This window comes from Saccharothrix sp. NRRL B-16314 (genome assembly GCF_000716595.1).
In the GTDB taxonomy this organism is placed as follows: domain Bacteria; phylum Actinomycetota; class Actinomycetes; order Mycobacteriales; family Pseudonocardiaceae; genus Actinosynnema.
The window spans coordinates 355788-379993 of record NZ_JNXC01000003.1 but is presented as its reverse complement, the minus strand read 5'-3'; the positions used below and the strand labels follow the sequence as shown (position 1 = coordinate 379993).

Annotated in this window: 20 protein-coding genes; 5 read left to right on the top strand and 15 right to left on the bottom strand. The window is 72.2% G+C overall.

The window, feature by feature from the left end; all coding sequences use genetic code 11:
- Window position 1: 1 nt before the first annotated feature.
- From mraY to OQ02_RS08840, 3 genes are read right to left on the bottom strand one after another with little or no spacing between them, the layout of a single operon-like run.
- Complete coding sequence (gene mraY / locus OQ02_RS08850) at window positions 2-1090, bottom strand: phospho-N-acetylmuramoyl-pentapeptide-transferase (protein ID WP_033437752.1); 1089 nt, start codon at window positions 1088-1090, stop codon at window positions 2-4.
- Window positions 1087-2547 (bottom strand): UDP-N-acetylmuramoyl-tripeptide--D-alanyl-D-alanine ligase, encoded by a 1461-nt coding sequence (locus OQ02_RS08845; RefSeq protein WP_033437751.1) that lies wholly within the window; start codon window positions 2545-2547, stop codon window positions 1087-1089. The genes mraY and OQ02_RS08845 overlap by 4 nt, the downstream gene beginning before the upstream one ends.
- A complete protein-coding gene (locus tag OQ02_RS08840) occupies window positions 2544-4073 on the bottom strand; it encodes a UDP-N-acetylmuramoyl-L-alanyl-D-glutamate--2,6-diaminopimelate ligase (protein ID WP_033438008.1) in 1530 nt (509 codons plus the stop codon). The genes OQ02_RS08845 and OQ02_RS08840 overlap by 4 nt, the downstream gene beginning before the upstream one ends.
- 222 nt (window positions 4074-4295) lie before the next feature.
- Here OQ02_RS08840 and OQ02_RS40805 point away from each other — a divergent pair, with 222 nt between their 5' ends.
- Window positions 4296-5216 carry a hypothetical protein gene (locus OQ02_RS40805; RefSeq protein ID WP_051772052.1) on the top strand — a complete coding sequence of 307 codons (921 nt, stop codon included), beginning with the start codon at window positions 4296-4298 and terminating at the stop codon, window positions 5214-5216.
- Between the two features lie 10 nt (window positions 5217-5226).
- On the opposite strand, the gene OQ02_RS08830 is transcribed toward OQ02_RS40805, so the two are convergent.
- The 4 genes from OQ02_RS08830 to mraZ all read right to left on the bottom strand — a co-directional run bounded on the left by OQ02_RS08830 (window position 5227) and on the right by mraZ (window position 9430).
- On the bottom strand, window positions 5227-7119 hold the full coding sequence (locus tag OQ02_RS08830; RefSeq protein WP_033437750.1) for a peptidoglycan D,D-transpeptidase FtsI family protein: 1893 nt from the start codon (window positions 7117-7119) through the stop codon (window positions 5227-5229).
- A complete protein-coding gene (locus OQ02_RS45625; protein WP_033437749.1) occupies window positions 7119-7886 on the bottom strand; it encodes a hypothetical protein in 768 nt (255 codons plus the stop codon). Before OQ02_RS45625 ends, OQ02_RS08830 begins: the two co-directional genes overlap by 1 nt.
- Window positions 7883-8830 (bottom strand): 16S rRNA (cytosine(1402)-N(4))-methyltransferase RsmH, encoded by a 948-nt coding sequence (rsmH, locus tag OQ02_RS08820; protein ID WP_033437748.1) that lies wholly within the window; start codon window positions 8828-8830, stop codon window positions 7883-7885. Before rsmH ends, OQ02_RS45625 begins: the two co-directional genes overlap by 4 nt.
- 168 nt (window positions 8831-8998) lie before the next feature.
- Complete coding sequence (mraZ, locus tag OQ02_RS08815; protein WP_033437747.1) at window positions 8999-9430, bottom strand: division/cell wall cluster transcriptional repressor MraZ; 432 nt, start codon at window positions 9428-9430, stop codon at window positions 8999-9001.
- Window positions 9431-10006: 576 nt separating this feature from the next.
- Between mraZ and OQ02_RS08810 the strand changes: the two genes are divergently transcribed.
- The 3 genes from OQ02_RS08810 to OQ02_RS08800 are packed head-to-tail and all read left to right on the top strand — an operon-like array spanning window position 10007 to window position 14783.
- Window positions 10007-11023 (top strand): AAA family ATPase, encoded by a 1017-nt coding sequence (locus OQ02_RS08810; protein WP_231499935.1) that lies wholly within the window; start codon window positions 10007-10009, stop codon window positions 11021-11023.
- 1 nt (window position 11024) lies between these two features.
- A complete protein-coding gene (locus OQ02_RS08805) occupies window positions 11025-12290 on the top strand; it encodes a DUF58 domain-containing protein (RefSeq protein ID WP_033437746.1) in 1266 nt (421 codons plus the stop codon).
- Complete coding sequence (locus tag OQ02_RS08800) at window positions 12291-14783, top strand: transglutaminase TgpA family protein (RefSeq protein WP_033437745.1); 2493 nt, start codon at window positions 12291-12293, stop codon at window positions 14781-14783.
- A gap of 829 nt (window positions 14784-15612) precedes the next feature.
- Here the strand turns inward: OQ02_RS08800 and OQ02_RS08795 are convergent.
- The 6 genes from OQ02_RS08795 to OQ02_RS08770 form a co-directional block, all read right to left on the bottom strand.
- Complete coding sequence (locus tag OQ02_RS08795; protein ID WP_033437744.1) at window positions 15613-15996, bottom strand: DUF3040 domain-containing protein; 384 nt, start codon at window positions 15994-15996, stop codon at window positions 15613-15615.
- Between the two features lie 525 nt (window positions 15997-16521).
- Window positions 16522-17472, bottom strand: a complete 951-nt coding sequence (locus OQ02_RS08790) for a hypothetical protein (protein WP_051772050.1) — start codon at window positions 17470-17472, stop codon at window positions 16522-16524.
- 224 nt (window positions 17473-17696) lie between these two features.
- Entirely contained in the window at window positions 17697-17954 is a 258-nt protein-coding gene (locus OQ02_RS08785) for a hypothetical protein (RefSeq protein WP_033437743.1), read from the bottom strand.
- An 84-nt stretch (window positions 17955-18038) separates the two neighbouring features.
- Window positions 18039-18680 (bottom strand): Crp/Fnr family transcriptional regulator, encoded by a 642-nt coding sequence (locus tag OQ02_RS08780; RefSeq protein ID WP_033437742.1) that lies wholly within the window; start codon window positions 18678-18680, stop codon window positions 18039-18041.
- 91 nt (window positions 18681-18771) lie between these two features.
- Window positions 18772-20070: a DNA polymerase IV gene (locus OQ02_RS08775; RefSeq protein WP_033438004.1), complete on the bottom strand. Its 1299-nt coding sequence runs from the start codon at window positions 20068-20070 to the stop codon at window positions 18772-18774.
- 38 nt (window positions 20071-20108) lie between these two features.
- Complete coding sequence (locus OQ02_RS08770; RefSeq protein WP_033437741.1) at window positions 20109-21209, bottom strand: amidohydrolase family protein; 1101 nt, start codon at window positions 21207-21209, stop codon at window positions 20109-20111.
- 36 nt (window positions 21210-21245) lie between these two features.
- On the opposite strand from OQ02_RS08770, the gene OQ02_RS08765 reads away from it, so the two are divergent.
- Window positions 21246-22577, top strand: coding sequence for a glutamine synthetase family protein (locus OQ02_RS08765; RefSeq protein ID WP_033437740.1), 1332 nt, complete (start codon window positions 21246-21248; stop codon window positions 22575-22577).
- A 14-nt stretch (window positions 22578-22591) separates the two neighbouring features.
- Here OQ02_RS08765 and OQ02_RS08760 read toward each other — a convergent pair whose 3' ends face one another.
- Both OQ02_RS08760 and OQ02_RS08755 read right to left on the bottom strand, forming a co-directional pair.
- Complete coding sequence (locus tag OQ02_RS08760) at window positions 22592-23200, bottom strand: sigma-70 family RNA polymerase sigma factor (RefSeq protein WP_051772049.1); 609 nt, start codon at window positions 23198-23200, stop codon at window positions 22592-22594.
- 276 nt (window positions 23201-23476) lie between these two features.
- Window positions 23477-24199 carry a class I SAM-dependent methyltransferase gene (locus OQ02_RS08755; protein WP_033437739.1) on the bottom strand — a complete coding sequence of 241 codons (723 nt, stop codon included), beginning with the start codon at window positions 24197-24199 and terminating at the stop codon, window positions 23477-23479.
- Between the last annotated feature and the right edge of the window lie 7 nt (window positions 24200-24206).

The window sequence follows — 24206 nt, the reverse complement described above, 5'->3', positions numbered from 1 at the left end:
GTCAGCTCTCGACCGCGGTCAGCCACTCGCTGTAGAACAGGCCGAGCCCGAGCATGCAGCACATGCCCGCGAGCAGCCAGAACCTGATGATGACCGTGGTTTCGGCCCACCCGGCGAGTTCGAAGTGGTGGTGGAACGGCGCCATCCGGAACAGCCGCCGCCGTGACGTGCGGAAGACCGCGACCTGGAGCACCACCGACAGCGCCTCGACCACGAACAGACCGCCGATGACGACCATCAGCAGCTCGGTGCGGGTGGTGATGGCGAGACCGGCCACGAGACCGCCCAGCGCGAGCGAACCCGTGTCACCCATGAAGATCTTGGCGGGCGCGGCGTTCCACCACAGGAAGCCGATGCAGCCGGCCATCGCGGCGGCGGCGACCACGGCCAGGTCCAGCGGGTCGCGCACGTCGTAGCAGCCGGCCACGAGCAGGTTGGAGCAGTTGTAGCGGAACTGCCAGAAGCTGATCACCACGTAGGTGCCGAGCACCATCGCGGACGTGCCGCCGGCCAGACCGTCCAAGCCGTCGGTCAGGTTCACGGCGTTCGACCAGGCGCTGATCGCGGCGTAGCAGAACACCACGAAACCCACGACGCCGAACGACACCACGGCGATGTCGCGCACGAACGACAGGTTCACCGACGCGGGCGTCAACCCGTCCTTGTTGGGGAACTGCATGACCAGGATCGCGAAGACGATGGTGGCGAGGAACTGGCCGACCAGCTTCGCGGTCTTGTTCAGGCCGAGGTTGCGCTGCTTGCGGATCTTGATGAAGTCGTCCAGGAAGCCGACCAGGCCGAGCGACGTGGTCAGCATCAGCACCAGCAGGCCGGACGCGCTCGGCGTCTGCTCCTGCGCGGACGCCGACATCGAGTTCACCAGGTGCGAGCCCAGGTAGCCGGCCCACATCGCGACCAGGATCGCGACGCCACCCATGGTGGGCGTGCCGCGCTTGGTCTTGTGGCTCTGCGGGCCTTCTTCGCGGATCTCCTGGCCGAAACCCTGACGGGAGAAGACTTTGATCAGGTACGGCGTCAGCATGATCGACGCGATCAGCGCGATGGCCGCCGCGATGAGGATGCTCTTCACTTGCTGACCGCCTCCAGGAGAGCCTCGGCAACCCGCCACAGGCCGTATGAGTTGGATGCCTTCACCAGGACGACGTCACCGGGCCGCACCTGGTCGCGCAGCAGCTCGACGGCCGCCGTCACGTCGGGCACCAAAATCGCTTCTTCTCCCCATGATCCTTCCAGGTGCGCCCCTTGCTGCATCGCGCGGGCGTCCTGACCGACCACGACCAGCTTGTTGATGTCCAAGCGGACCGCGAGCCGTCCGATCTCGTCGTGCGCGCGGATCGAGTCCGCACCGAGTTCGGCCATCGGGCCCAGCACCGCCCAGCTCCGGCGGGCGGGCGTGGTGGCCCTGGAGATGGTGGCGAGCGACTTCAGGGCCGCGCGCACCGATTCCGGGTTCGCGTTGTACGCGTCGTTGACGATCGTCACACCGTCAGGACGTTCGGAGACCGCCATGCGATGCGCGGAGACCCGTTCGGCGTTCCCGAGGCTCTGCGCGATCTGCTCCGGCGTCGCGCCGAGTTCGAGGGCGATCGCGGCGGCGGTGAGGGCGTTGCCGACCTGGTGCGGCCCGTGGACGGCGAGTCGGACGGTCGCCTCGCCGACGGGCGTGACCAGCGTGAAGCGGGCGCGGGCCTGCTCGTCCAGCTCGACGTCCGTCGCGCGGACGTGGGCGTTCGGGTTCTCGCCGGTCAGCACGACCCTGGCCTTCGTGCGCCCGGCCATGCCCGCGACGAGCGGGTCGTCGGCGTTCAGGATCGCGATGCCGTCCTCCGGCAGCGCCTCGACCAGCTCGCCCTTGGCCTGGGCGATGCCCTCCCGTGAGCCGAACTCGCCGACGTGGGCGCTGCCGACGTTCAGCACGGCGCCGACGCGCGGCGGGGCGACCCGGCACAGCTCGGCGATGTGCCCGACGCCGCGGGCGCTGAGCTCCAGCACCAGGAACCGGGTGGTCTCGTCGGCGCGCAGGGCCGTCCACGGGTGGCCGAGTTCGTTGTTGAACGACCCGGGCGGCGCGATGGTCGGGCCGAGCGGCGCCAGGACCTGGGCGATGAGGTCCTTGGTCGACGTCTTGCCGGACGAGCCGGTCACGCCGATCACGGTCAGGTTCTCGAGCCGGTCGGTGACGTGGCGGGCGAGCCTGGCCAGTGCCGCGAGCACCGCCGCGCCCGCGCCGTCCGTGTCGCCGGACAGCACGTAGGCCTTGCCCGAGGACTGCTCGACGGGCGGCGCGATGACGGCGGGCGCGTCGACCTCACGGCCCGCCAGGACGCCGACCGCACCCTGCCCGACGGCCTGGGCGGCGAAGTCGTGGCCGTCGACCCGTTCACCGGGCAGCGCCACGAACAGGCCGCCGGCCGTGATCTTGCGGGTGTCGAACTCGACGGTGCCGGTGACCACCTCGGCGCCGGTGGCGTTGTGCAGCTTGCCGCCGACCGCCTCGGCGATCTCGGCGAGGCTCAGCTGGATCACTTGACGGCTCCCCGGATCGCGTTCGTCAGTGCGTCCACGTCGGAGAACGGGTGCACGACGCCCGCGACCTCCTGGCCGGTCTCGTGGCCCTTGCCCGCGATCACGACGACGTCGCCGGTGCGGGCGAGGGACACGGCGTGCTCGATGGCGGCGCGGCGGTCGCCGATCTCCACGACCTCGCCGCGTTCGCCGTCCGGCACGGCCAGCGCGCCGCGCAGCATGGCCGACCGGATGTCCGCCGGGTCCTCGCTGCGCGGGTTGTCGTCGGTGACGACCAGGACGTCGCTGCGCCGGGCCGCTTCCTCGCCCATGAGGGGCCGCTTGGCCGTGTCGCGGTCACCGCCGCAGCCCAGGACGGTGATGATCCGGCCGGTGGCGCGGGCGCGGACCGCCTGGAGGGCGAGCGCGACGGCGGCGGGCTTGTGCGAGTAGTCGACGACGGCGGTGAAGTCCTGGCCTTCGTCGACGCGCTGCATCCGGCCGGGGACCTGGACGTTCTTCAGGCCTTCGCGGATGGCGCCGGTCGGGACGCCCTGCGAGTGCAGGCAGGCGATGGCGAGGAGGGCGTTGGCGACGTTGAAGTCACCGGGGAGGCTGAGCTCGACGTCGATCGTGACGCCGTCCGGGCCGTGCGCGGTGAACCCCTGCTCACCGGTCGCCGACACGGTGACGTCGGAGGACGTCCAGTCGGCCGGTTTCGTCGTGGCGACCGTCACGGTGTCGCCCGTGACCAGCCGGGGACCCCACTCGCCGTCCACGCAGACCACCTCGGTGCGGGCCCGGCCGTCGAACAGCTCGGCCTTGGTCCGGAAGTAGTCCTCCATGTCGGGGTGGAAGTCCAGGTGGTCCTGGGAGAGGTTGGTGAACGCGCCGACGGAGAATCCGACGCCACCCACCCGGCCGAGGCGCAGCGCGTGGCTGGAGACCTCCATGGTGACGTCTGTGGTGCCGCATTCCAGCATCACGGCCAGCAGGGCTTGCAGGTCAGGGGCCTCGGGCGTGGTGAGGGCGCTGTCGAGGCGGCGATCGGCGACGCGCGTCTCGACCGTGCCGATGAGCCCGGTGGCGCGACCGGCCGCGCGGAGCGCCGAGTCGATCATGTAGCTGGTGGTGGTCTTGCCGGACGTCCCGGTCACGCCCCACACGTTCAGCCTGGTCGACGGGTGGCCGTAGACGCGGGAGGCGAGGTGTCCGAGCACGGCGCGGGGGTCCGGGTGCACCAGCACGGGCACCCCGTCGACCTTCTCCGCGCCGCGCGCGTCGGTCAGCACCGCCACCGCGCCGTTCTCCACGGCTTGGGCGGCGAAGTCGGCTCCGTGCACGCGTGTGCCCGGCAGCGCGGCGAAGAGGTCTCCCGGTCGGACGTGCTGAGCGCGCAGCGTCACGCCGCCGACCTGGACATGTGCCCGGTCGGGTGCGGTGAGGTGCGCGTCGACCGTCGTGGCGAGTTCGGACACGGCGACGGGCTGGGTGCGGGAAGGGCGAGGCGGAGCGGTCGCGACCTTGCCCTCGAGCTTGGCAGGCACGCGCGGAAGGCTACCGGCGTACGGAGAGTGGTCACCCGGCACGTCCACTCCGGACCGGTGCTGGGGGTTCGTCACAGCCTCTCGCCCTTCCCCGGTCGGCACGGCCGGATGTCGTGGTCCCAGGGGCAACACGTCTGCCCTTGGCGTGCCCTGGCGGGCCTCGTTGCCGCCGGACGCACGTCCGTACGGTGGCAGTCTTCCGGAAGTCGGACTGGAGGGCCGATGCGGGCACCAGGGCAGCAGCGAGACGCGGACCGGGAACGGCGGGCCACCGGGGCACGGGCCGACTCGACGGAGCTGCGGTCCGCGCGGGAGCCTGCGCACGGCGTGGACGCGGTCATGGCGTTGCAACGCAGCGTGGGCAACCAGGCGGTCACGACCATGCTGGCCGGCGAACGGCGCGCCGAGGCCGTGCACCGGAATCCGGTGGTGCAACGAGCGCCCAACACCCGCAGCGCCGCCAAGGCCGCCGAGAACGCCGAGGTGTCAGGCGCCGCCACGCCCGCCCAGGTCGCCGCGCCTGATCCCGTGCTGACCGCCACGGTCGAAGCGGAAGGCGATGAGGGGCTGTGCGGCAACTTCGCGCGCCGTCGCCGGTGGAAAGTGGCCAACCCGGTGCGGGGCGTGATCATCCAGCGGGTGACCCGCAGGTTCGACGTGGAGAAGCACGACGGGGACGGCGTCTGGACACCGCTCTCGGGCAGCGCGTTGGACGACTACGTCAAGGACCCCAATGCGACCGTCAACGCCGGCGACACCGCTTACTGGGAGCTGTGGACGGTCGGCCCGAAGGGCGGCTTCGGCCAGGACGGGAGCCTGGACACGTTCGCCCTCACGTCGCTGATCCCGGCCGGCGACCAGGTCGAGGACAGCACGCGAGGCAGGTTCACCATGCACGGTGAAGCGCGCTTCTACCCCACCGACGTGCACCCCGGCGCCCTCGGTTTCGCACGCCGGAACGTGGCGTCGGCCGGTGGGCTGTTCAGCCGGCCGGACGATCCGGCGGCCGACCTCCAGCGGAACGGGGTGACAGCGGTGGGGGCGGCGGTCACCTTCGGGGTCACGTCGAGCTGGAACAGCGCCTCGGGTCAGGCCCTCAGCGAAGACCACCCGGAAGGCGCGTGGAGCACTGTGGTGCCGTGACCGGCGCCGGTCAGAGCACCAGCGGCACGATCGGGCTCTGCTCCGCGGACAACGGCACCTGGTAGCGCTGCGACAGGTACGACGCGATGTCGTGGAACAGCGGCGCGGCGGACTGCGGGCCCACGGTCGGGTTGTCCATCATGATGCCGACGACGAACCTCGGGTTGTCGGCGGGCAGGATGCCGGCGAACGTGATCCAGTGCTGCGAGTTGCTGTAGCAGCCGCACTTGGCGTCGATCTGCTGCGCCGTCCCCGTCTTGCCGGTGATCTGGTAGCCCGGCAGCGCCGCCGACGGCCCGGTGCCGGTCTGCCCCGGCGCGTTCTGCACCACCGCCCGGAACATCTCCCGCACCGTCTTCGCCGTCTGCGGCGACACGACCCGCTCGCTCTGCGGCGGACCCATCTCCTTGCGCCCGCCGTCGGCCGACACCTCGGCCCGCACGATGCGCGGCGGGATGCGCACACCGTCGTTCGCGATCGCCTGGTACATCCCGGTCATCTGGAGCAGCGTCATGCTCAGGCCCTGCCCGATCGGCAGGTTGCCGAACGTCGACCCGGACCACTGGTTGAGCGGCGGCACGAAACCCGGTTCCTCGCCGGGCAGCCCGGACTGGGTCCGCTCGCCGAGCCCGAACTTCCGCAGCATGTCGTAGTACCGGTCCGGCCCGATCTTCTGCGCCGTCATCAGCGTGCCGACGTTGGAGGACTTCGCGAACACGCCGGTGAACGTCATGTCCAGCCGACCGTGGTCCCACGCGTCCCCGACCACCCGGTCGGCGACCTTGATGCTGCCGTCCACCTGGAGCACGCTGTCCGGTTGGAAGACGCCGTCCTCGATGGCCGTCGCGGCCGTCACGATCTTGTTCACCGAACCCGGCTCGAACACCGACGTGACCGCGATGTTGCGCAACTGGTCCTCGGAGGCCTTGCCGAAGTCGTACGGGTCGAACGTCTTGTCGTTGGCCATCGCCAGGATCTCGCCGGTCCGGGTGTCGAGCACCACCGCGGACCCGCTGCGCGCCGCCGTCCTGGCCGTGTACTCCTTCACCATGCCCTGCAAGGCGTACTGGGTGTCCACGTCCAACGTCAGCTCGAGGCTCTTGCCCGGTGTGGCGGCGGCCAGCTCGCGCGACCGCCCCGGCCCGGGGATGACGACGTCGTCGTTGCCCTGCATGGTGTCCACGACCCGGCGCCCGTTGCTGCCGGCGAGCAGGTTGTCCTGCGCGATCTCCAACCCCAGCAGGCCGTGCGTGGCGGGTGGTTCCTCGTCCCTGCGCCAGTTCGCCGCGCCGATGATGTTCGAGGCCAGCTCGCCGTTCGGGTACACCCGCACGGCCCGGTACTCGGAGCCGATGTCGGCGTACTTCTCCGTGATCACGGCGGCCTTGCCCGGGTCGACGTTGTCGACCAGCTCGACGTACGTGGTGTCCTTCGACAGCTTGGCGAGCATCGTGTCCCGGTCGGACTTCTGCCCGTTGACCTCGGGGCCCAGCGTCTGCTCGATGAACTCCGCGATGGCCGCGATCCGGTCCTCGAAGCTGCCGATGTTCGGCTTGGCCTCGAGCTCCTTGGCCCACGTCCGGCGCATCAGCTGGGGCACGGCGTAGAGCGCCCGCGCCTCGACGCTGAACGCCAACTGCTTGCCGTTGCGGTCGAGGATCGAGCCGCGCTCGGCCGGGATGTCGATCGGCGTGGCGCGCTGCTGCTCGGCCTGCGCGGACAGCGCCTCGGCCTGGAAGCCCTGCACGTGCACGAGCTTGATGCCCGCGGCGACCAGGGCGCCCACCAGGAGCAGCCGGCCGACCGTGAGGCGGACCCGGCTGTTGCCGCGCCGTCGTTTGGGGGCGGGCCCCCGGACGGACAACGGGCGGCGCACGGGCCTGCCTCGGCTTGGCCCCGGCATCACCGACCTCCTGGTACCGACTGTTCCGCACCCGCCGCGGGCTGGGTGGCCTGGCCGGCGGGCGGTGTCTGCTGCTGCTGGTCCGGCTGGGTCGTCTGGGCCGGCGGGTTCTGGACCTGCTGGTTCTGAGCCGGCGGGTTCTGCGTCGGCTCGTTCTGAGCCGGCGGGTTCTGCGTCGGCGGGTTCTGTGCAGGCTGGTCTTGCGCCGGCGGGTTCTGGGCAGGTGTCCCGGCCGGAGGCGGGGCCGGCGTCGACGTCACGGGCGGCGGCGGGGGCTGGACCGCGGACGGCTTGCCGTACACCTCGACCGTCCCGTCCGGCAGCTTGCGCAGCCGCGCCGGGTCGCCCGCCGGGAGCATCCCCAGCTTCGCCGCGGCCTCGGCCAGGTTCAGCGGCGACTCGGCCAACGCGACCTCCTGCCGCAGCTGCTCGACCTGCCGGGCGAGCCTGGTCTCCTCGGCCCGCGCGTCCTGCAGCCGGTACGAGTCCGCCGTCGCCTGGGTGGACAGCCACATGATCGCCGCGATGCCGACGCCGAGCACGACCATCACCATCACCACGAACGGCGCCTTGGGCGCCACCACGGGCTGACGCGTCACCGCTGGGCCGCGCGACGCCGAACCGCGCTGCGCCCGCCGCGCGTAGGCGCGTTCCACCGCGGCCGACCGACGGCGTTCCGCCGGCACGGCCTTCAGCGCGCGCTCACGGGGCTTCGCGTCCCGGGCCCGGGACGGCACGCCCCCGCCGGTCCGTGCCGGTGCGGTCATGTCGCCTCCCGGATGCGTTCCGCCGCCCTCAGCCTCACCGAGGCGGCCCTGGGGTTGTCCTCGATCTCCTGCTCGTTGGCCTGCTCGGCGCCCCTGGTCACCAGCCGCAGCTGCGGCCCGTGGCCGGGCAGCTCGACCGGCAGGTCCTGCGGCGACGTGGACGTGGCCAGCGCGGTGAACGCCCGCTTGACCATCCGGTCCTCCAGCGACTGGTAGGACTCCACGACGATCCGCCCGCCGACGGCCAGCACCGACAACGCGGCGGGCAGCGCCAGCCGCAGCGACTCCAGCTCCTGGTTCACCTCGATGCGCAACGCCTGGAACGTCCGCTTCGCCGGGTGGCCGCCCGTCCTCCGGGTCGCCGCCGGCACCACGTCGTAGAGCAGCTCCACCAGCCGCCCGCTGTCCGTGAACGGCTCGCGCTCGCGTTCCCGCGCCACCGCGCCGGCGATCTTGCGGGCGAACCGCTCCTCGCCGTAGTCGCGCAAAATCCTGGTCAGCTCGTCGACCGGGTACGTGTTCAGCACGTCGGCCGCCGTCATCCCGGTGCCCGCGCTCATCCGCATGTCCAGCGGCGAGTCCTTGGAGTACGCGAACCCGCGCTCCTCGGCGTCCAGCTGCAACGAGGACACGCCCAGGTCCATCAGGATCCCGTCGACCTTCGTGCCGCCGACCGCGTCCGCGATCCCGTCGTACGTGGTCTGCACGAACTCCACGCGATCACCGAACGGGGCCAGCCGCCGCCGCGACAGCTCGATCGCCTGCGGATCGCGGTCCAGCCCGATCAGGCGCACCCGCGGGTGCGCCTGGAGGACCGCCTCCGAATGCCCGCCCAGGCCGAGCGTGCAGTCCACGAACACCGCGTCCCGATCGGCCAACGCCGGGGCCAGCAGTTCGAGGACGCGGCCGAGCAGCACCGGCACGTGCCGCGCTGGCTCCACCATGTCCCCTCCCTGGATGGTCCCCCCTCACACAACGAAAAGTTCGGGTGTCGTCAGGTCCCCGCCCGCCCGTCGGACCTGGCGCCGGGGAAGGTGCGCCAGGGCCGAAAGCCGAGCGGACCGAGGCCTCACGGCACCCGAAACCTCGAAACAACGGCCGGTAGAACCGGTCTAGAAGACGCCGGGCAGCACCTCCTCGCGAGCCGTCGCATAGCTGTCCTCGTGCTCGTCGAGGTAGCTCTGCCACGCCTGCGCGTCCCAGATCTCCAGCCGGTTGATCGCGCCGATGACCACGCACTCCTTGGTCAGCCCCGCGTAGCGGCGCAGCTCCGGTGCGATGGACACCCGGCCCTGGCCGTCCGGCCGCTGCTCGTCGGTCCCCGCGAACAGGTAGCGCTGGTAGGCGCGGACCGCCTCGTTGGTGAAAGGAGCGTCCGCGACCTTGCGCGCCATCTGTTCGAACTCGGCCCGAGGGAACACGTAGAGGCAGTGGTCCTGGCCCTTGGTGACCATGAGACCCCCCGCTAGCGCGTCCCGGAACTTCGCAGGCAGCGTCAGTCGGCCCTTGTCGTCCAGCCTCGGGTAGTGAGTGCCCAGGAACACGGCAGCCACCTCCCGATGCCGGAACAGACTTCCGACCGGCAGTGGAGCCCCCGTCTGCCCCACCGGCCGCCACAGTACCCCACTTTTCACCACAGTCAACGCTGAAACGGGTGGTTGCACGCCGAGGCGTCCGACGTTTACGCAGGTAGAGCGAAGATGGCCAGGGTGGAGCGTGGTGGGGGACGCCGGCCGCGACCACCGCCGCGGGTGAGCCGATCACGCCTGAACTCCACTCGGATGGCGCAGCGAAATCGGGCAAAACCGGTTCAGCCGACGCACCGGTGGGGAATGGTGGTGGAGTGGGGGTGAACCGGCCTGGACCTCGGGCCGTGGAATCCGTGCGCACGAAACTGTTCAATGGCTGTGGGGCGCTTTGCCCTGGTTTGACACACTGCGTGAAACGCTCGCCGCCACCGCGAACCGGTCGCGGTAGGGCCGCGCCCTGCTCCAGGAGGTCGAGTGACTCCGAGTACACAGCCAGCCGCGCTGCCAGAACACTCCTACGGAGGCAGTGGCGCGCCCTCGGCCGATCTCGTGAACAACAACCAGCACGTCAACGCTGTCAACAGCAGCACCGTGCCGGGCAGGCCCGAGGAAGCGCTCGCCGAGCTGCACGCCGTGGTCGGGCGGATCGCCGCGAACGTCGAGAAGGTCATCGTCGGCAAGCCGGACGTGGTCCGGGTCGCGCTCGTCACGCTGCTGGCCGAGGGCCACCTGCTGGTCGAGGACGTGCCGGGCGTCGGCAAGACGTCGCTGGCCAAGGCGCTGGCCCGGTCGATCGACTGCACGGTGAGCCGCATCCAGTTCACCCCCGACCTGCTGCCCAGCGACATCACCGGTGTGTCGATCTACAACCGGCAGGACAACGACTTCGAGTTCCGCCCCGGCCCGGTGTTCGCGAACATCGTGGTGGGCGACGAGATCAACCGCGCGTCGCCGAAGACCCAGTCGGCGCTGCTGGAGTGCATGGAAGAGCACCAGGTGACCGTCGACGGGCAGACCTACCCGCTCGGCGCGCCGTTCATGGTGATCGCCACCCAGAACCCGATCGAGATGGAGGGCACCTACGCCCTCCCCGAGGCCCAGCGCGACCGGTTCACGTCGCGGGTCTCCATCGGGTACCCGGACCCGGCGGCCGAGCTGGCGATGGTGGACGAGCACGCGGGCCACGACCCGATGTCCGACCTGCGCCCGGTGTCCGACGCGGCGACGGTGCTGAAGCTGGTGCACGTGGTCCGCCGGGTGCACCTGTCGCCGGAGATCCGCCGGTACGCGGTGGAACTCGTCGGCGCCACCCGTCGGCTGCCGGAGTTGCGGCTGGGCGCGTCACCGCGGGCCACGCTGCACCTGGTGCGCGCGGCGAGGGCGCAGGCCGCGTTGGCGGGTCGCGACTTCGTGGTGCCGGACGACGTCCACGCGGTGGCCGTGCCGGTGCTCGCGCACCGCCTGGTGCTGACCGCGGAGGCGCAGGCCGCCCGCAGATCGCCCGCAGACCTCGTGCGCAACCTGGTCCAGCGGGTGCCGGTGCCGCACGCGGCGCTGGACCCGACCGGGCAGTTCCTGCACAGCGTCAACCCGAACAACCACCGCTGACATGCGCGGAGCCCTGTCCGGGCTGACCACCCGGGGCCGGTGCCTGCTGGCCGCGGGGTTCGCGGCCGGTTTGTGCGCGGTCGTGCTGAACGAGCGCGACCTCCTGCGCGTGTCGGCGTTCGTGGTCGCGCTGCCGCTGCTGGCGGCGTGGCTGGCGCAGCGGGCCCGGATCGGTCTGCACGCGAACCGCATGATGCACCCGAGCCGCGTCCAGGTGGGTTCGGCCACGGACGTGCGCGTGGAGCTGCGCAGCGCCGGGCGGCTGCCGACCGGCGGGCTGCTGCTGGAGGACGCGGTGCCGTACGCGCTGGGAGCGCGCCCGCGGTTCGTCGTGGAACGGCTGCCGCGCAACATCGTGACCGTGCTGCGGTACCCGCTCAAGCCGGTGATGCGCGGCGTGCAGCAGGTCGGTCCGCTGATGGCCCGGATCACCGATCCGTTCGGCCTGGCGGAGTTCGACCGCGAGATGGCGGGCCGCAGCCGGCTCGTCGTGGTGCCGCAAGTGGCGCAGCTGACCGGTCTGCCGAGCGGTTCGGGCATGGGCTCGGGCGACGACGGCTCGATCCGGCTGCGCGCCGGGCAGGGCGAGGACGACGCGGTGGTGCGCCCGTACCGGCACGGCGACGACCTGCGGAAGGTCCACTGGCGCTCGACCGCGCGCCGGGACGAGCTGATGGTGCGCGTCGAGGAACGGCCGTGGCGCGGCGGGACGACGGTGCTGCTGGACCACCGGCTGATCGCGCACCGGGGCAGTGGTCCCGGCGCGAGCCTGGAGTGGGCGGTGTCGCTGGCCGCGTCGATCTGCGTGCACCTGCACCGGTACGGCCACCAGGTGCGGCTGGTCGGCGACGACGGCCGGGTGCTCGCGGGCGGGCAGGTCGACGGCGGGTACAGCGACTCGGTGGTGCTGGACGCGCTGGCCGCGCTGGCGCCGTCGCACCGCCGTGAACCGGCCGCCGGTCTCGACCCCGGCGCGGGCCAGGAGGTCATCGCGGTCCTGGGCGCCTGCACGCCGGCCGTGGTCGAGGCGCTGGTGCGCAACCGTCCGCGCGGGGTGCGGAGTCTCGCGGTGGTGATGGACGTCCGGGCGTGGGCGTCCGCGTCGGAGGACCCGGCGCCCGACCCCGCCGACGCCCAGCGGTTGCTGAGCGGCGCGGGGTGGGGCGTGGTCGTGGCGCGGCCCGCGACGCCGATGGACCAGGTCTGGCAGCAGTTGTGCCACAGCGCGGGCAGCCGCGGCCCCGTGGTGCGCACGGAGGTGGGCTAGGTGACCGGCAGAACGGCTGCTCCGCGGGACGGCGGCTGGGTGGTGAACGTGACGCCGGCGGTGGCCGGCCTGGCCACACTGTGCGCCGCGACGGCGCTGTCGGGCGTGATCGCCGGCGGGCTGTGGCTGGTGTACCTGGCGGTGGCGATCACGGTGATCGGCGGCACGGGAGTGCTGCTGCGGTCGGCCAGGATGCCCCTGCCGGTGGTGGTTCTCGGTCAGCTGCTGGCGCTGACGTCCGTGCTGGTGACGATCTTCACCCGCAGCGGGGTGCTGGTCGTGCTGCCGGGGCCGCAGTCGCTGTCGGACCTGGTGGCGAAGCTCGGCGAGGCGATGGCCGAGGTGCAGACCGGTGTGCCGCCGGTGCCGGACAGCGAGGCCATGCGCTGCCTGGTGATGGTGGCGATCGGGCTGGTCGCGATCGTGGTGGACCTCCTGGCGGTCGGCGCGAAGGCGCCCGCCGCGTCGGGCCTGGTGCTGCTGTGCGTGTTCGCGGTGCCCGCGTCGTTGGCCGACGAGATGCTGCCGGTGTGGACGTTCGTGTTCGGCGCGGGGGCGTTCGCGCTGCTGCTGGCCGTCGACGGGCAACACCGGCACGAGGCGTGGCGCGGGAAGCTGCCCGGTGGTGGGCAGAGCGGATCGGCGCCCGCGGCGACCGGGGTGGCCGCGCTGGCCGTGGTGATCGCGCTGGTGGCGGGGGCGAGCCTGGCGTTCGTCGGGACGGTCGGGCGGCTGCCCGGCAGCGGCGACCAGATCGGCGGCGGCTCCGGCGGGCTGGGCATCGACCCGATGACCGAGCTGCGGGGCATGCTCAACCAGGGCGCGCCGCGTGAGCTGTTCCGGGTGCGCGACCTGCCGACCTCGGCGTACCTGCGCGCGATGACGCTGCGCGAGTACGTGCCGGACAAGGGCTGGCAGCTCGGCGGGAACCTGCCGGAGGGCGTGGCCGCGGACGGCGCGCTGCCCGTGCAGCCGGGCGACCAGGGTGGCGGCGAGGTCGTCGACGTCAAGATCGAGCCGGTGAACTGGGTGGACAACTGGCTGCCGGTCTACGGCCGGCCGCGCGGCATCCAGGAGGTCGACGACAACTGGCGGTACGACCCGGTGCGCGGCATGGTCTACAGCGTCCGGGCCCGCAAGTCCGGCGAGTACACGCTGCAGACGGTGTTGGAGACGCCGTCGGCCGACAAGCTGCGGCGGACGAGCGGCCAGGTGGACGTCGAGGCGGAGTACCTGGAAGCGCCCGGTGTCGAAAGCCGGGTGGCGGACCTCGCGCGGCGGATCGTGTCGGGGCACGACAACCAGTTCGACCAGGCGACCGCGCTGTACCGGTACTTCACCGACGGCACGCAGGGCTTCACCTACACGACGCAGACGTCGAACACGGACACGTCCGCGGACGCGTTGGCGGACTTCGTGCTCGCGGGCAAGAAGGGGTTCTGCGAGCAGTACGCGTCGGCCATGGCGATCATGGCGCGGTCGGTCGGCATGGCCTCGCGGGTGGCGCTCGGCTTCACCGCCGGGTTCCCCACCGGGGACTACCAGACGATCACCTCGCAGGACGCGCACGCGTGGGTGGAGATCTACTTCCCCGGTTACGGCTGGATGGTCTTCGACCCGACGCCGCTGTCCGACGGGCGGGGCGTGACGCCGCCGTACATCTCCGGCATGAGCGCCGACGACGAGGAAGACGGCTCCACCGCGGGCGCGACGACGACCACGACCACCACGGCGGCGCCGGGCACCAGCAGCTCCGCGTCGGCCGTGCCGGGTGCGCAGGGGCAGGACGGGACGGGGCAGGTCGACGAGCCGACGCCGACGTGGCACCTGGCGACGTTGATCGTGGCGTTCCTGGTAGCGCTGCTGGTGACGGCGCCGGTGCTGTTCGGCGGGTCGCCGAAGAAGAACGGGCAGGCACGGCCGGATCAGCAGGTGTTGCCGGGGCAGGCGGTGTGGCTGAGGCAGGCGCCGTGGGTGCGGCGTGCGGCGTTGGTGACGGCGGTGGCGGCGTGGGTGCTGGTGTCGGTGCTGCTCGTGGCGTTGGTGTCGTGGCCGTTGGCCGTGGTGCTGGCGTTGTTGGCGGCGGCAGCCGCGCCGTCGGGCGTGCGGGTGTGGCGGCGGCGGGAGCGGCTGCGGGCGGTGGCCGGGTTGGGACCGGACGCGGCGGGTGCGGCGTGGCAGGAGCTGGTCGCGGAGTCCGTGGACCGGGGTACCCGCGTGCCGGACACCGAGACCGTGCGGGTGGCCGCTCGACGGTTGGTGCGGGTGCACAACTTGGACGAACAGGGCCGGGACGGGCTGCGGGCGGTCGTGGGTGCGGTGGAGCGGTCCTGGTACAGCACGCAGGCGGCGGCGGACCCGTCACTGCCCGGCGCGGTGGACAGCGTGCGGCAGAGCCTGAGCCGCAACGCGCCGCTGGCCCTGAAGGCGAAGTTCCTGCCCCGGTCGGTGCTCCAGCCGAAGGCCCCGACCGACTCCGACCCACAGGACTGAGCCGGGGGCCGGCCGAGCGCCGGGCTGGGGGCCGGGCTGAGGGCCGGAAGGACAGGTCCCCGTTCGGCCGGCCCACCGGACTCGGCCCGCCAGTCCGGTCCTGTGGGGCAGCAGGGACTGGGTTCGCAGGGACTGGGGCGCAGGACCCGGGCCGCCCGGAGGTCCAGGCCGGCAGAAACGGGCCTCACAGAATCAGCGCCGCAGGACCGGGCTCGCCGGATCGGGCCGACAAGGCTGGCCAGCAGGGACCGGGCCAGCTGGGATTGGGGCCAGCAGGGACCGGGCCAGCTGAGATTGGGCCAGCTGAGATTGGGCCAGCAGGGATTGGGCCAGCAGGACCGGCCGGCAACACTGCGACCATCGGGCTGGGCTGGCGGAAGTCAGCCCGCGAGATTGCGTCCCGACGCTCGTAGGCCCGCCGGAGTCAAACCGCAAGAATCACGCAGCAGGGGTCACGTAGCAGGGGCCAGCCGGAGAATCCCTGTCAGCAAGACCGGGCCGGCGATACCCGTGCTGGCAATACCGGGCGACCGCAAGACCGGGCCGGCGAGACCGGGCTCGAAGAGCTGGGCTTGCAGGACTGTGCTGGGTAGACCGCGCTCCGCGGGACTGGGCTCGCAGGACTCGGCCGGATAGACCCGGTTCGCAGGACTGGCCCGGATAGACGGGGCTGACAGGGCTGGGCTCGCGGGGCTGGGCTCGCGGGGCTGGGCTCGCGGAGTGGTTTGGCCGGGGAGGCTGGGTTGTTGCGCCTGGCACGAAACGCACGGCCCGCCCCGGTGGTTGCGGGGCGGGCCGTGTGCGTTGTTCGGTCGGGCTGTCGCGCGGACTACTCGTCCTCGAAACGGCGACGGAAACGTTCTTCCATCTTCTGTGAGAACGAGCTGCGGCTGGGCCGGCTTCCCTCTTCGCTGGGTTCCTCGGCACCCTGGTCACCACGACGCAATGTCGTCACGGTGAGCAGCACGCCGAAGAACATCAACAGGAAGCCGACCACGCTCACCACCGGGATACCAGCGAGCTTCGGCAACATCACACCCGTAACGAGCAGGGCCACACCCACGGCGAACAACGCGATGCCCTGGATACGACGCCGTCGGGACGGCTTACGCAGCTTGGCGCCGCGCACTGTGGATGCGAACTTCGGGTCCTCGGCGTAGAGCGCGCGCTCGATCTGGTCGAGCAGTCGCTGCTCGTGCTCGGAGAGTGGCATGGCTCCTCCTCCGGCACAGCGGTCGCGGGCGCCGGGTGTTCACGGTTGCCGCCGGTCCCGGCGGACGCCCCGCCCAGGGGGCGTCACAACCAGGATACGATTCGGGAGGCTCCCCGACTACCCAGTCCGTGCCCCTAAGCGGTTCGTTCTGTCACCATCATCCTCACGGGTCAACGGTCAGACCACCGTGAGGTCGCGCAACCCGCCTTCCGTTCGGCTGTCAAGTGCCCAGCGTGCCCGGTTGTTCACTCCGATGCGAGGCGCAACGGCCGGTCGGGACCGCCGGACTGCGGTCAGAGCACGTCCGCCAGTACCCGAATCGGCCCGGTACCGCCCGCTTTCCGGCCTATCCGACCAGCGCACAGGCCTGATCGTCGTAATCCCGCACCGCCGACCGAGACGGAGATCACAACCTCCGCACCCTCGGGGCCGCCCCGCACACGCCTCATCGGGCGACCGACTTCGGCAATACGAAGCCCGCCCGGCACCTCCGTTTGCGGAACGGCTCACTTCGTGCGCGGAGCGTCACCGGTGGAGGGTGATCGACTCCTTTCCGGTCGTGGTGCCGCCGGCCGCACCGCCTGCCTTGATCGTCGGTCGGGGTCGCCGGCCGGCTCGGGTGGCGGCGCGCAGCAGGTCTTGCGCCACGGCCGCCGGTAGCCGGCGCAGTCGAGCGGGCGGTGTGTGGAGGACGATCACACCGGCCGCGGCGAGGAGGTCCGCCCGGGACCTCGGGGTGCTGAACTGCCACGCCAGGGCAAGGTCGTCCCACCAGGCGTCGGCGATGCCCAGCAGGCGGCCCTCGGCGGTGCGCACCGGGACGTCCCAGCGCGGGCTCGGCAACGCCAGGTCGTCCAGCACGGCCCTCGCCCAGGCCTGCGGGACCGAGCGGACGCCGTCCGCCAGTTCGGCCAGGACCTGCCGGACGTGGTCCGAACCACGGGACAGCCACGGTCTGAGATCGGCCACCGGGACCCCGCCGTGGCGGACCACCTCGGTCAGCACGATCCGGATGTCGTCACGCAGGCACAGGGCTCCGGCGGCGTCGACCGCGGCTCTGGCGAGCGGGGCGGTCAGGAAGCCCTTGCGCAGGACGGGCTCGGGTAAGCGGCGGACGCGCGTGACGCGGACCTTGGCGGCCGGCTCGACCGGGCGGTCGACGAGGATCTGCACCGGACCGGTGGCCGGCAACGCCCGCATGCCGTGCAGCTGGAGCGCGTCCACACCCGTGAGCATCGTGCGCGGACCGCCGTACCGGAGAGCCGCCCGCACCAGCTGCGCACGGGTAGGCGGTGTCCGGGCCAGGAGCAGGATGCCCGGTAGGAGGTGCTGCCACGGGCCGCGCGGCCGACAGCGGACACCGAGCTCCCCGCTGGGCAGGCCGAGGCCGAGCAGCTCCGAGGCGGTGGCGACGCGGCCGGGGAAGAGGCCACCCAGGGCGTCGAGGTCGATGGTGGTGCGGTTCGAGGTTCGCATGGGTTCCACGATGGGCGGTCCGGCGAGGTTGGTCGACGTGGAGATCGCGAACTGTGGACAACTCCGTGGGCTGTGGACAACTCCGTGAGAACAGGCCGCAAGAACAGGCCGCAGGGATCAGCCGGACGGACAGGCCGGAAAAGAAGTGAGGCCTTCCGCAGACCCGACCGTCTGCGGAAGGCCTCGGAAAACGGCAGCCACCCCTCGTTGGCCGCCGCTTGGCTTCAGAGGCGCACGAGGTCTTCGCGGATCTCGACGTCCAGCTCACGCCGGACGGAGCGGACGTCGCGCCAGGCGTCGTGCACCGCGATCAGACCGCCGGCGAGCACGAACGCGACGGCGAGCGCGACCACGCCGTCGACATCGGCCTTGACGATGATCACCACGGCGGCCCACAGCTGGACGACGGTGAAGACGAGCGTGCAGGCGAGGCGTTCGGTGAACTGGCGGCGGGCCTTGGCCTGCTCCTCGTTGTGGTTCATGACTCCCCCTCTGATCTCGACTGATGTCACCTTTGTACGAGGTGTGGCAGTCGAGTTCCGCGTCAGATGACGCACTGGGGGAAATCAGTTGGTGAAGTCGTAGAGCCGGCCCACGTGATGGATGTCGATCTTCCGCCGCCCGGTGCCGATAATGCCCTCCTCGCGCAGCGTGCGCAGCACCCGCACGAGGGATTCCCGGGAAGTGCCCGCGATCCCGGCCAGTTCCTCCTGGCTCAGCGCGATGGCGCCCTGGTCGGCGATCCCGCGTCGCAGGGCCATGTCGATCAGGACGGCGGCGACGCGCTGGGTGGCCGTGCCGCTGATCTGCACCCGCTGGCGGTCCGTGTCGCGCTGCCGGGCGATGACGACGATCAGCACGGCCCACGCGATGCCCGGGTGGCGCTGGCACAGCGAGGCGAACGACGCGGCGGACAGCACCAGCGCCCGCACCGCGCCGAGGGCCTGGACGGTCGCCGAGCGCGGCAGGCCGTCGACCGCCGAGCGCTCACCGACGAGGTCGCCCGGACCACGCACGGCGAGCACCTTCTCGGTGCCGTTCGCGGTGGTCGCGGTGACCCGGAGCAGGCCTCGGCGCACGACCAGCACGTGCCCCGTGACCTCGCCCTCGTGGCAGACCGAAGAGCCCGGCGGGTAGTCGCGCTCGACCCCCGCCACGGCGAGCACGTCGTGCTCGGCCGGGCTGAGCAGGCCCCAGAACCGGTCCACGGTCCCACTGTGCCGGGTGATCGACCCGCGCGGTGTGGATCAGGCCGGCCACCACCCGAACGGCGTGCCGGGCGGCGGAACCCCGAACCCGTCAAGCCACCGGACCGGGGTCCGATCGGTCCGGCTTGGGTTCGTTCAGGCCTGAGCGGGCCGGGGCCTGGGCCAGCAGGGAGGCCGGGCGGATCGCCGCGCGGCCGAACTTCGACCGGGCCTGGTCCGCCGCCTGCTCCGCCTCACGCCACCCGCGCTCGGGCGCGTCGAACATCAGCTGCTCGCCGCCGTCGCCCTCCACCAGCTGCTCGATCCGCACCCCGATCAGCCGCACCGCCCCCGCCGGCACCTGCTCGTCCAGGAGCGTCGACGCCGTCCGGTACACCTCGTGCGTCACGTCCGTCGCCACCCGCAACGTCTTCGACCTGGTGATCGTGGTGAAGTCGGCGAACCGCACCTTGATCGACACCGTCCGGCCGCGCAGCCCCCGCGACCGCAGGGTCGCCGTCGAGCGCTCCGCCAGCCGCAGCAACTCCCGCCGCAGCAGCTCCCGGTCGAAGTGGTCGACCTCGAACGTCTCCTCGGCCCCGATCGACTTCTCCCGCGTGGACGGCACCACCGGCCGGTCGTCGTGACCCTGCGCCAACGCGTGCAGGTGCTCCGCCAACGCCACCCCGAGCACCTTCCGCAGCCGCGGCAACGGGGTCGCGGCGACGTCGGCCACCGTCTCCAGCCCCACCCGGTCCAGCTGCTCGGCCGTCCGCTGCCCCACGCCCCACAGCGCCGACACCGGCAGCGGGTGCAGGAACGACAGCACCTCGGTGCGCGGCACGACCATGGCGCCGTCCGGTTTGCACATCCCCGACGCCAGCTTGGCCAGGAACTTCGTCGGCGCCACGCCCACCGAGCACGTGATGCCGTGCGCCTCCTCCACCTGCGCCCTGATCACCGCCGCGATCTGCGCCGGGCTCGACCGCATCCGCTTCAGCGCACCGCTCACGTCGAGGAACGCCTCGTCCAGGCTCAACGGCTCCACCAGCGGCGTGATGTCGCGGAAGATCGTCATGACCCCGCGCGAAACCTCCTGGTAGCGGGCGAAGTTCGGGGCGACGAACACCGCGTGCGGCGCGAGCCTGCGGGCGTGCGCGATCGGCATGGCGGACCGGACGCCGAACTCGCGGGCCACGTAGTTCGCCGCCGCGACCACGCCCCGGTTCGCCGTGCCGCCGACGACCACGGGCTTGCCCGCCAGTTCCGGCTGGTCGCGGATCTCGACCGACGCGTAGAAGGCGTCCATGTCGACGTGCAGCATCGAGCAGCCGGTGTCGTCCGGCCAGGTGTCGCCGCGCACGAGGAAGCGGTCGACGAGACCGCGCGGCAGGTTCGCGCTACGGCCCACGACCACCTCCACCAGGAACCGAACAAGTGTTCGACACTTTACGTCAGCCGGTAGACCCGGTGCGCGTTCCGCCACCCGATCAGGTTGGCGACGCGCTCCGCGTCCGCCAGGGCGAAAGCATGCGCCCGCAGCCCGTGCGAGAGGAAGTCGGACAGCGCACGGCGGAAGAACAGCGCACCCAGGTAGTACAGCTCGGCCAGTCCGTACGCGTCGGTGGAGAACAGGAACTTCCCGAACGGCACGATCTCCAGCGCCTCGGCCAGCACCCGGCTCGCCTGGTGCGCCGCCGCGTGCGTGGCCAACCCGACGTCGACGAACACGTGCGGGAAGACCTGCGCCAGGTACCCGGCGTTGCGGTGGAACGGGTAGTTGTGCAGCAGCACCACCGGCACGCCGAGCCCGGCGGTCGCCCGCAGCAGGTCCGTCAGCAGCAGCGGGTCGCAGTCGCGCAGCGACAGGTCCGCGTCCCCGTAGCCGACGTGGAACTGCACCGGCAGCCCGCGTTCCAGCGCCTCCCAGACCAGGAACCGGGTGACCACGTCGTCCGCGCACCGGGACGACCCGGACTTCAGCCACCGGTCGGCCGCCGCCACCACCGAGGCGTCCGCGGGCCGCTCCGGGTCCAGCGCCAGCCCCACCCGGTAGGCCGCGATCGACTTCGCCGCCACCGCGTTCGACGACGCCAGGGCGGCACGCACCCGGTCCGGGAAACCGGCGGCGCCTCGCGCCACGAGCTCCTCGGCCAGCCGCTCCAGCCGCAGCACGGGAAGTTCACTGGAATGGGTGAAGACGGACGGCCCTGCCAACCGCTCCGGCGACAGCCCGCCGTCCACCAGGAACATCGAGATCTCCGACGCCACGAGGAACGTCCGGTTCGCCTCCGCCGCACCCAGCGACAGCCGCCGCGCCAGGTACTCGTCGGCCGGCGCCAGCACCGGCAGATCCAGCAAAGGCGCACACCAGCGCCGCACCGCGAGCCCCAGCGACGAGTCGAACAGGGACGTCCCCAGCGGCGACACCGACGCCGCCTCGGTCAGCATCGACTCGAACCCGTCCCGGTCCACATCGGCCCTCAGCACCCCGTGGCAGTGGTGGTCCACGAGTCGCAACGACGCCACGCAGGGCAGCAGTGGTTCCACTTGTTGAAGACTAGAGACCTGGTGTAACCACGCCAGATGGACACAGCCGAGCGGGAGCACCGGCGTGCGCTGGCCGCCGAACTGGTGGACGACCTGCTGGAGCAGGACGTGGTCGCGATCGCGCTCACGTGGGTGGACCACAGCGGCATCACGAGGGTGAAGTCGGTCCCGGTCGCGGGCCTGCCCAGAGCCGCCGCCGACGGCGTGGGCGCGTCTCCCGTGTTCGACGTGTTCCTGCTGGACGACACGATCATCACCGGGCGGCACGCGGGCGGACCGGTCGGCGACCTGCGGCTGCGCCCCGACCTGGACCGGCTGACGGTGCTGGCGGGCCAGCCCGGCTGGGCGTGGGCGCCGGCCGACCGCTTCGACCAGCAGGGCGAGCCGCACCCGCAGGACGAACGCGGGCTGGCGCGTGCCGTCACCGACCGCCTGACCGTGCACGGCTACGAGGTGCAGGCGGGCTTCGAGGTCGAGTGGGTCGTCGGGCAGGGCGGCACGGACGACTTCCGGCCCGCCGCCACCGGTCCCGCGTACGGCCACGCCCGGCAGGTCGAGCTGTCCGACTACGGCGCGGACCTGCTGTCCGCGCTGTACGAGCAGGACGTCGAAGTGCTCCAGTTCCACCCGGAGTACGCGCCCGGCCAGTTCGAGCTGTCCACCACGCCGGAGGACCCGGTGCACGCGGCCGACACGTCGGTGCTGGTGCGCGAGACGATCCGGGCGATCACCCACCGGCACGGCCTGCGCGCGTCGTTCTCGCCGAAGGTCGTCGCCGACGGCGTCGGCAACGGCGGTCACGTGCACCTGAGCCTGTGGCGCGACGGCCGGAACCTGTTCGGCGGCGGTGAGGGCTGGTTCGGGCTGACCGACGAAGCGGAGGCGTTCGCGGCGGGTGTGCTGGAGCGGGTGCCCGCGCTGTGCGCGATCGGCGCCCCGTCGGTGGCCAGCTACCTCCGGCTGGTGCCGCAGGTCTGGGCGGGCGCGTTCGCGGTGTGGGGCCTGGAGAACCGGGAAGCGGCGTTGCGCCTGGTCGCGGGCCGTGACCTGGAGGTCAAGTGCTACGACCTGTCGGCGAACCCGTACCTCGTGGTGGCGGCCACGATGGCGGCGGGCCTCGCCGGGATCGTCGACGGTGCGCGGCTGCCCGAGCCGGTCGGGGTGGACCCGGCGGTGCTCGCCGACGCGAAGCGCCTGCCCACGTGCCTGGAGGACGCCGTGGTGGCGTTCGAGGCGGACGAGGTGCTGGCCGAGGCGTTCGGCGTGGAGTTCGCCGAGACCATCGCGGACGTGCGGCGCGGCGAGATCACCCGGTTCGCCGACTGCTCACCGGACGAGATCGCCGCGCAGACCCGCTGGCGGCACTGACCACCGGGCACCGGCTAGGACTGCTGCGCTTCGTCCAACGCCTTGCGCAGCCGGGTCAACGCGCGGTGCTGGGCCACCCGGACGGCGCCGGGCGTGGAGCCGACGATGTCGGCGGTCTCCTCGGCGGACATGCCGAGGACGACCCGCAGCACCAGGATCTCGCGCTGCCGGTCCGGCAGGACGCCCAGCAGGCGACCCATCCGCTCGGACAGCTCGCCCTGCAGCGTCCGCTGCTCGGGGCCGGGTTCCGCGCCCGGCCCGTCCGGCAGCTCGGGCACGGACTCGGCCCGGTTGCGGGCGGAGGCGCGGTGCGCGTCGGCGACCTTGTGCGCGGCGATCCCGTACACGAACGCCATGAACGGGCGGCCCTGCTCGCGGTAGCCCGGCAACGCCTTCAGCACCGCGAGGCACACCTCCTGCGCCACGTCCTCGGCCGACGCCGACGACCGGTCGCCGCGACCCACCCTGACCCGGCAGTACCGCACGATCACCGGCCGGATCACGGCCAGCAGCTCCTCGACCGCCCGACGGTCACCCCGGACCGCCGCTTCGACGAACGCCTCCGGTCCGTCGTCCGGGCGGGCCGGAGCGGCGGATCGGGCGCTCCCGACCCGCACGGGCATCACCGCCCTCCCGGCGTGATCGCGTAGTCCCGCCAACCCGGACCCGACCAACCCAGACCCGACCAATGCGGATCCGACCGATGCGGACCCGCCCAACACAGTTGCCATCGCCAGCTCCTCGGCGTCCGCGCGCTGGACGACCATCGGGGGCACATGCCAACGCGACGTCGCTCCCTCACGAGGATGACGCCGGTCACAAGAAATTGGTCCGAATGGACGCGTTTAGAACGCGAAAGGGTGAAGGGCGGGCCTAAAGTTTGCGGCGGGTAACCGAAGTCACGCCGGCTTCCGCGCCAGCACGTGCAGGCGGGCGGCGACGTCCCGCAACGGCGGGTGGGCCGCCGCGGCCAGCTCCAGCTCCGCCAGCGCCTCGGCCGCACCCGGGTTGGCCTCCAGCACCGCGCCCGGCACCAGGTCGGACACCACGCCGTGGCCCTGGACCAGCTCCACCTTCAGGCCCGCCGCCAGCACCATCGCCTCCAGCCCGACCACGTCGAACCGGCGCAGCAGCGGGTCGCGGGTGCCGACGAGCTGACCGGACTCGTCGTCCAGCAGCCGCCGGGCGTCGACCAGCCGGCCGGCGATCGCGCGGTGCAGCACGGCCGCGTACCGGTTCGCCACCAGCACGGACACCGCGCCACCTGGAGCGGCGGCGGCGGCCAGCGCGGCCAGCGCCACACCGGCGTCGTCCACGACCTCCAGCAGCCCGTGCCCGAGCACCAGGTCCGCCGAGCCGTCCCGGTCCAGCGCGTCGGTGTCGCCCTGAACCGCGGTGACGCGGTCCAGCACGCCCTCGTCCGCGGCACGGCGGTGCAGCGTGGCCAGCGCGTCCGGGCTCGGGTCGACGACCGTCACCGTGCACCCGGCCACCGCCAGCGGCACGGCCCACACGCCGCTGCCACCGCCCACGTCGAGCACCCGCGGCGGTTCACCGCCCCTGCGGTCCCGCGCGGCGGTCAGCTCGGCGTCGAGCACCCTGTGTACGGCGTCCGGTCGCATGGACGTA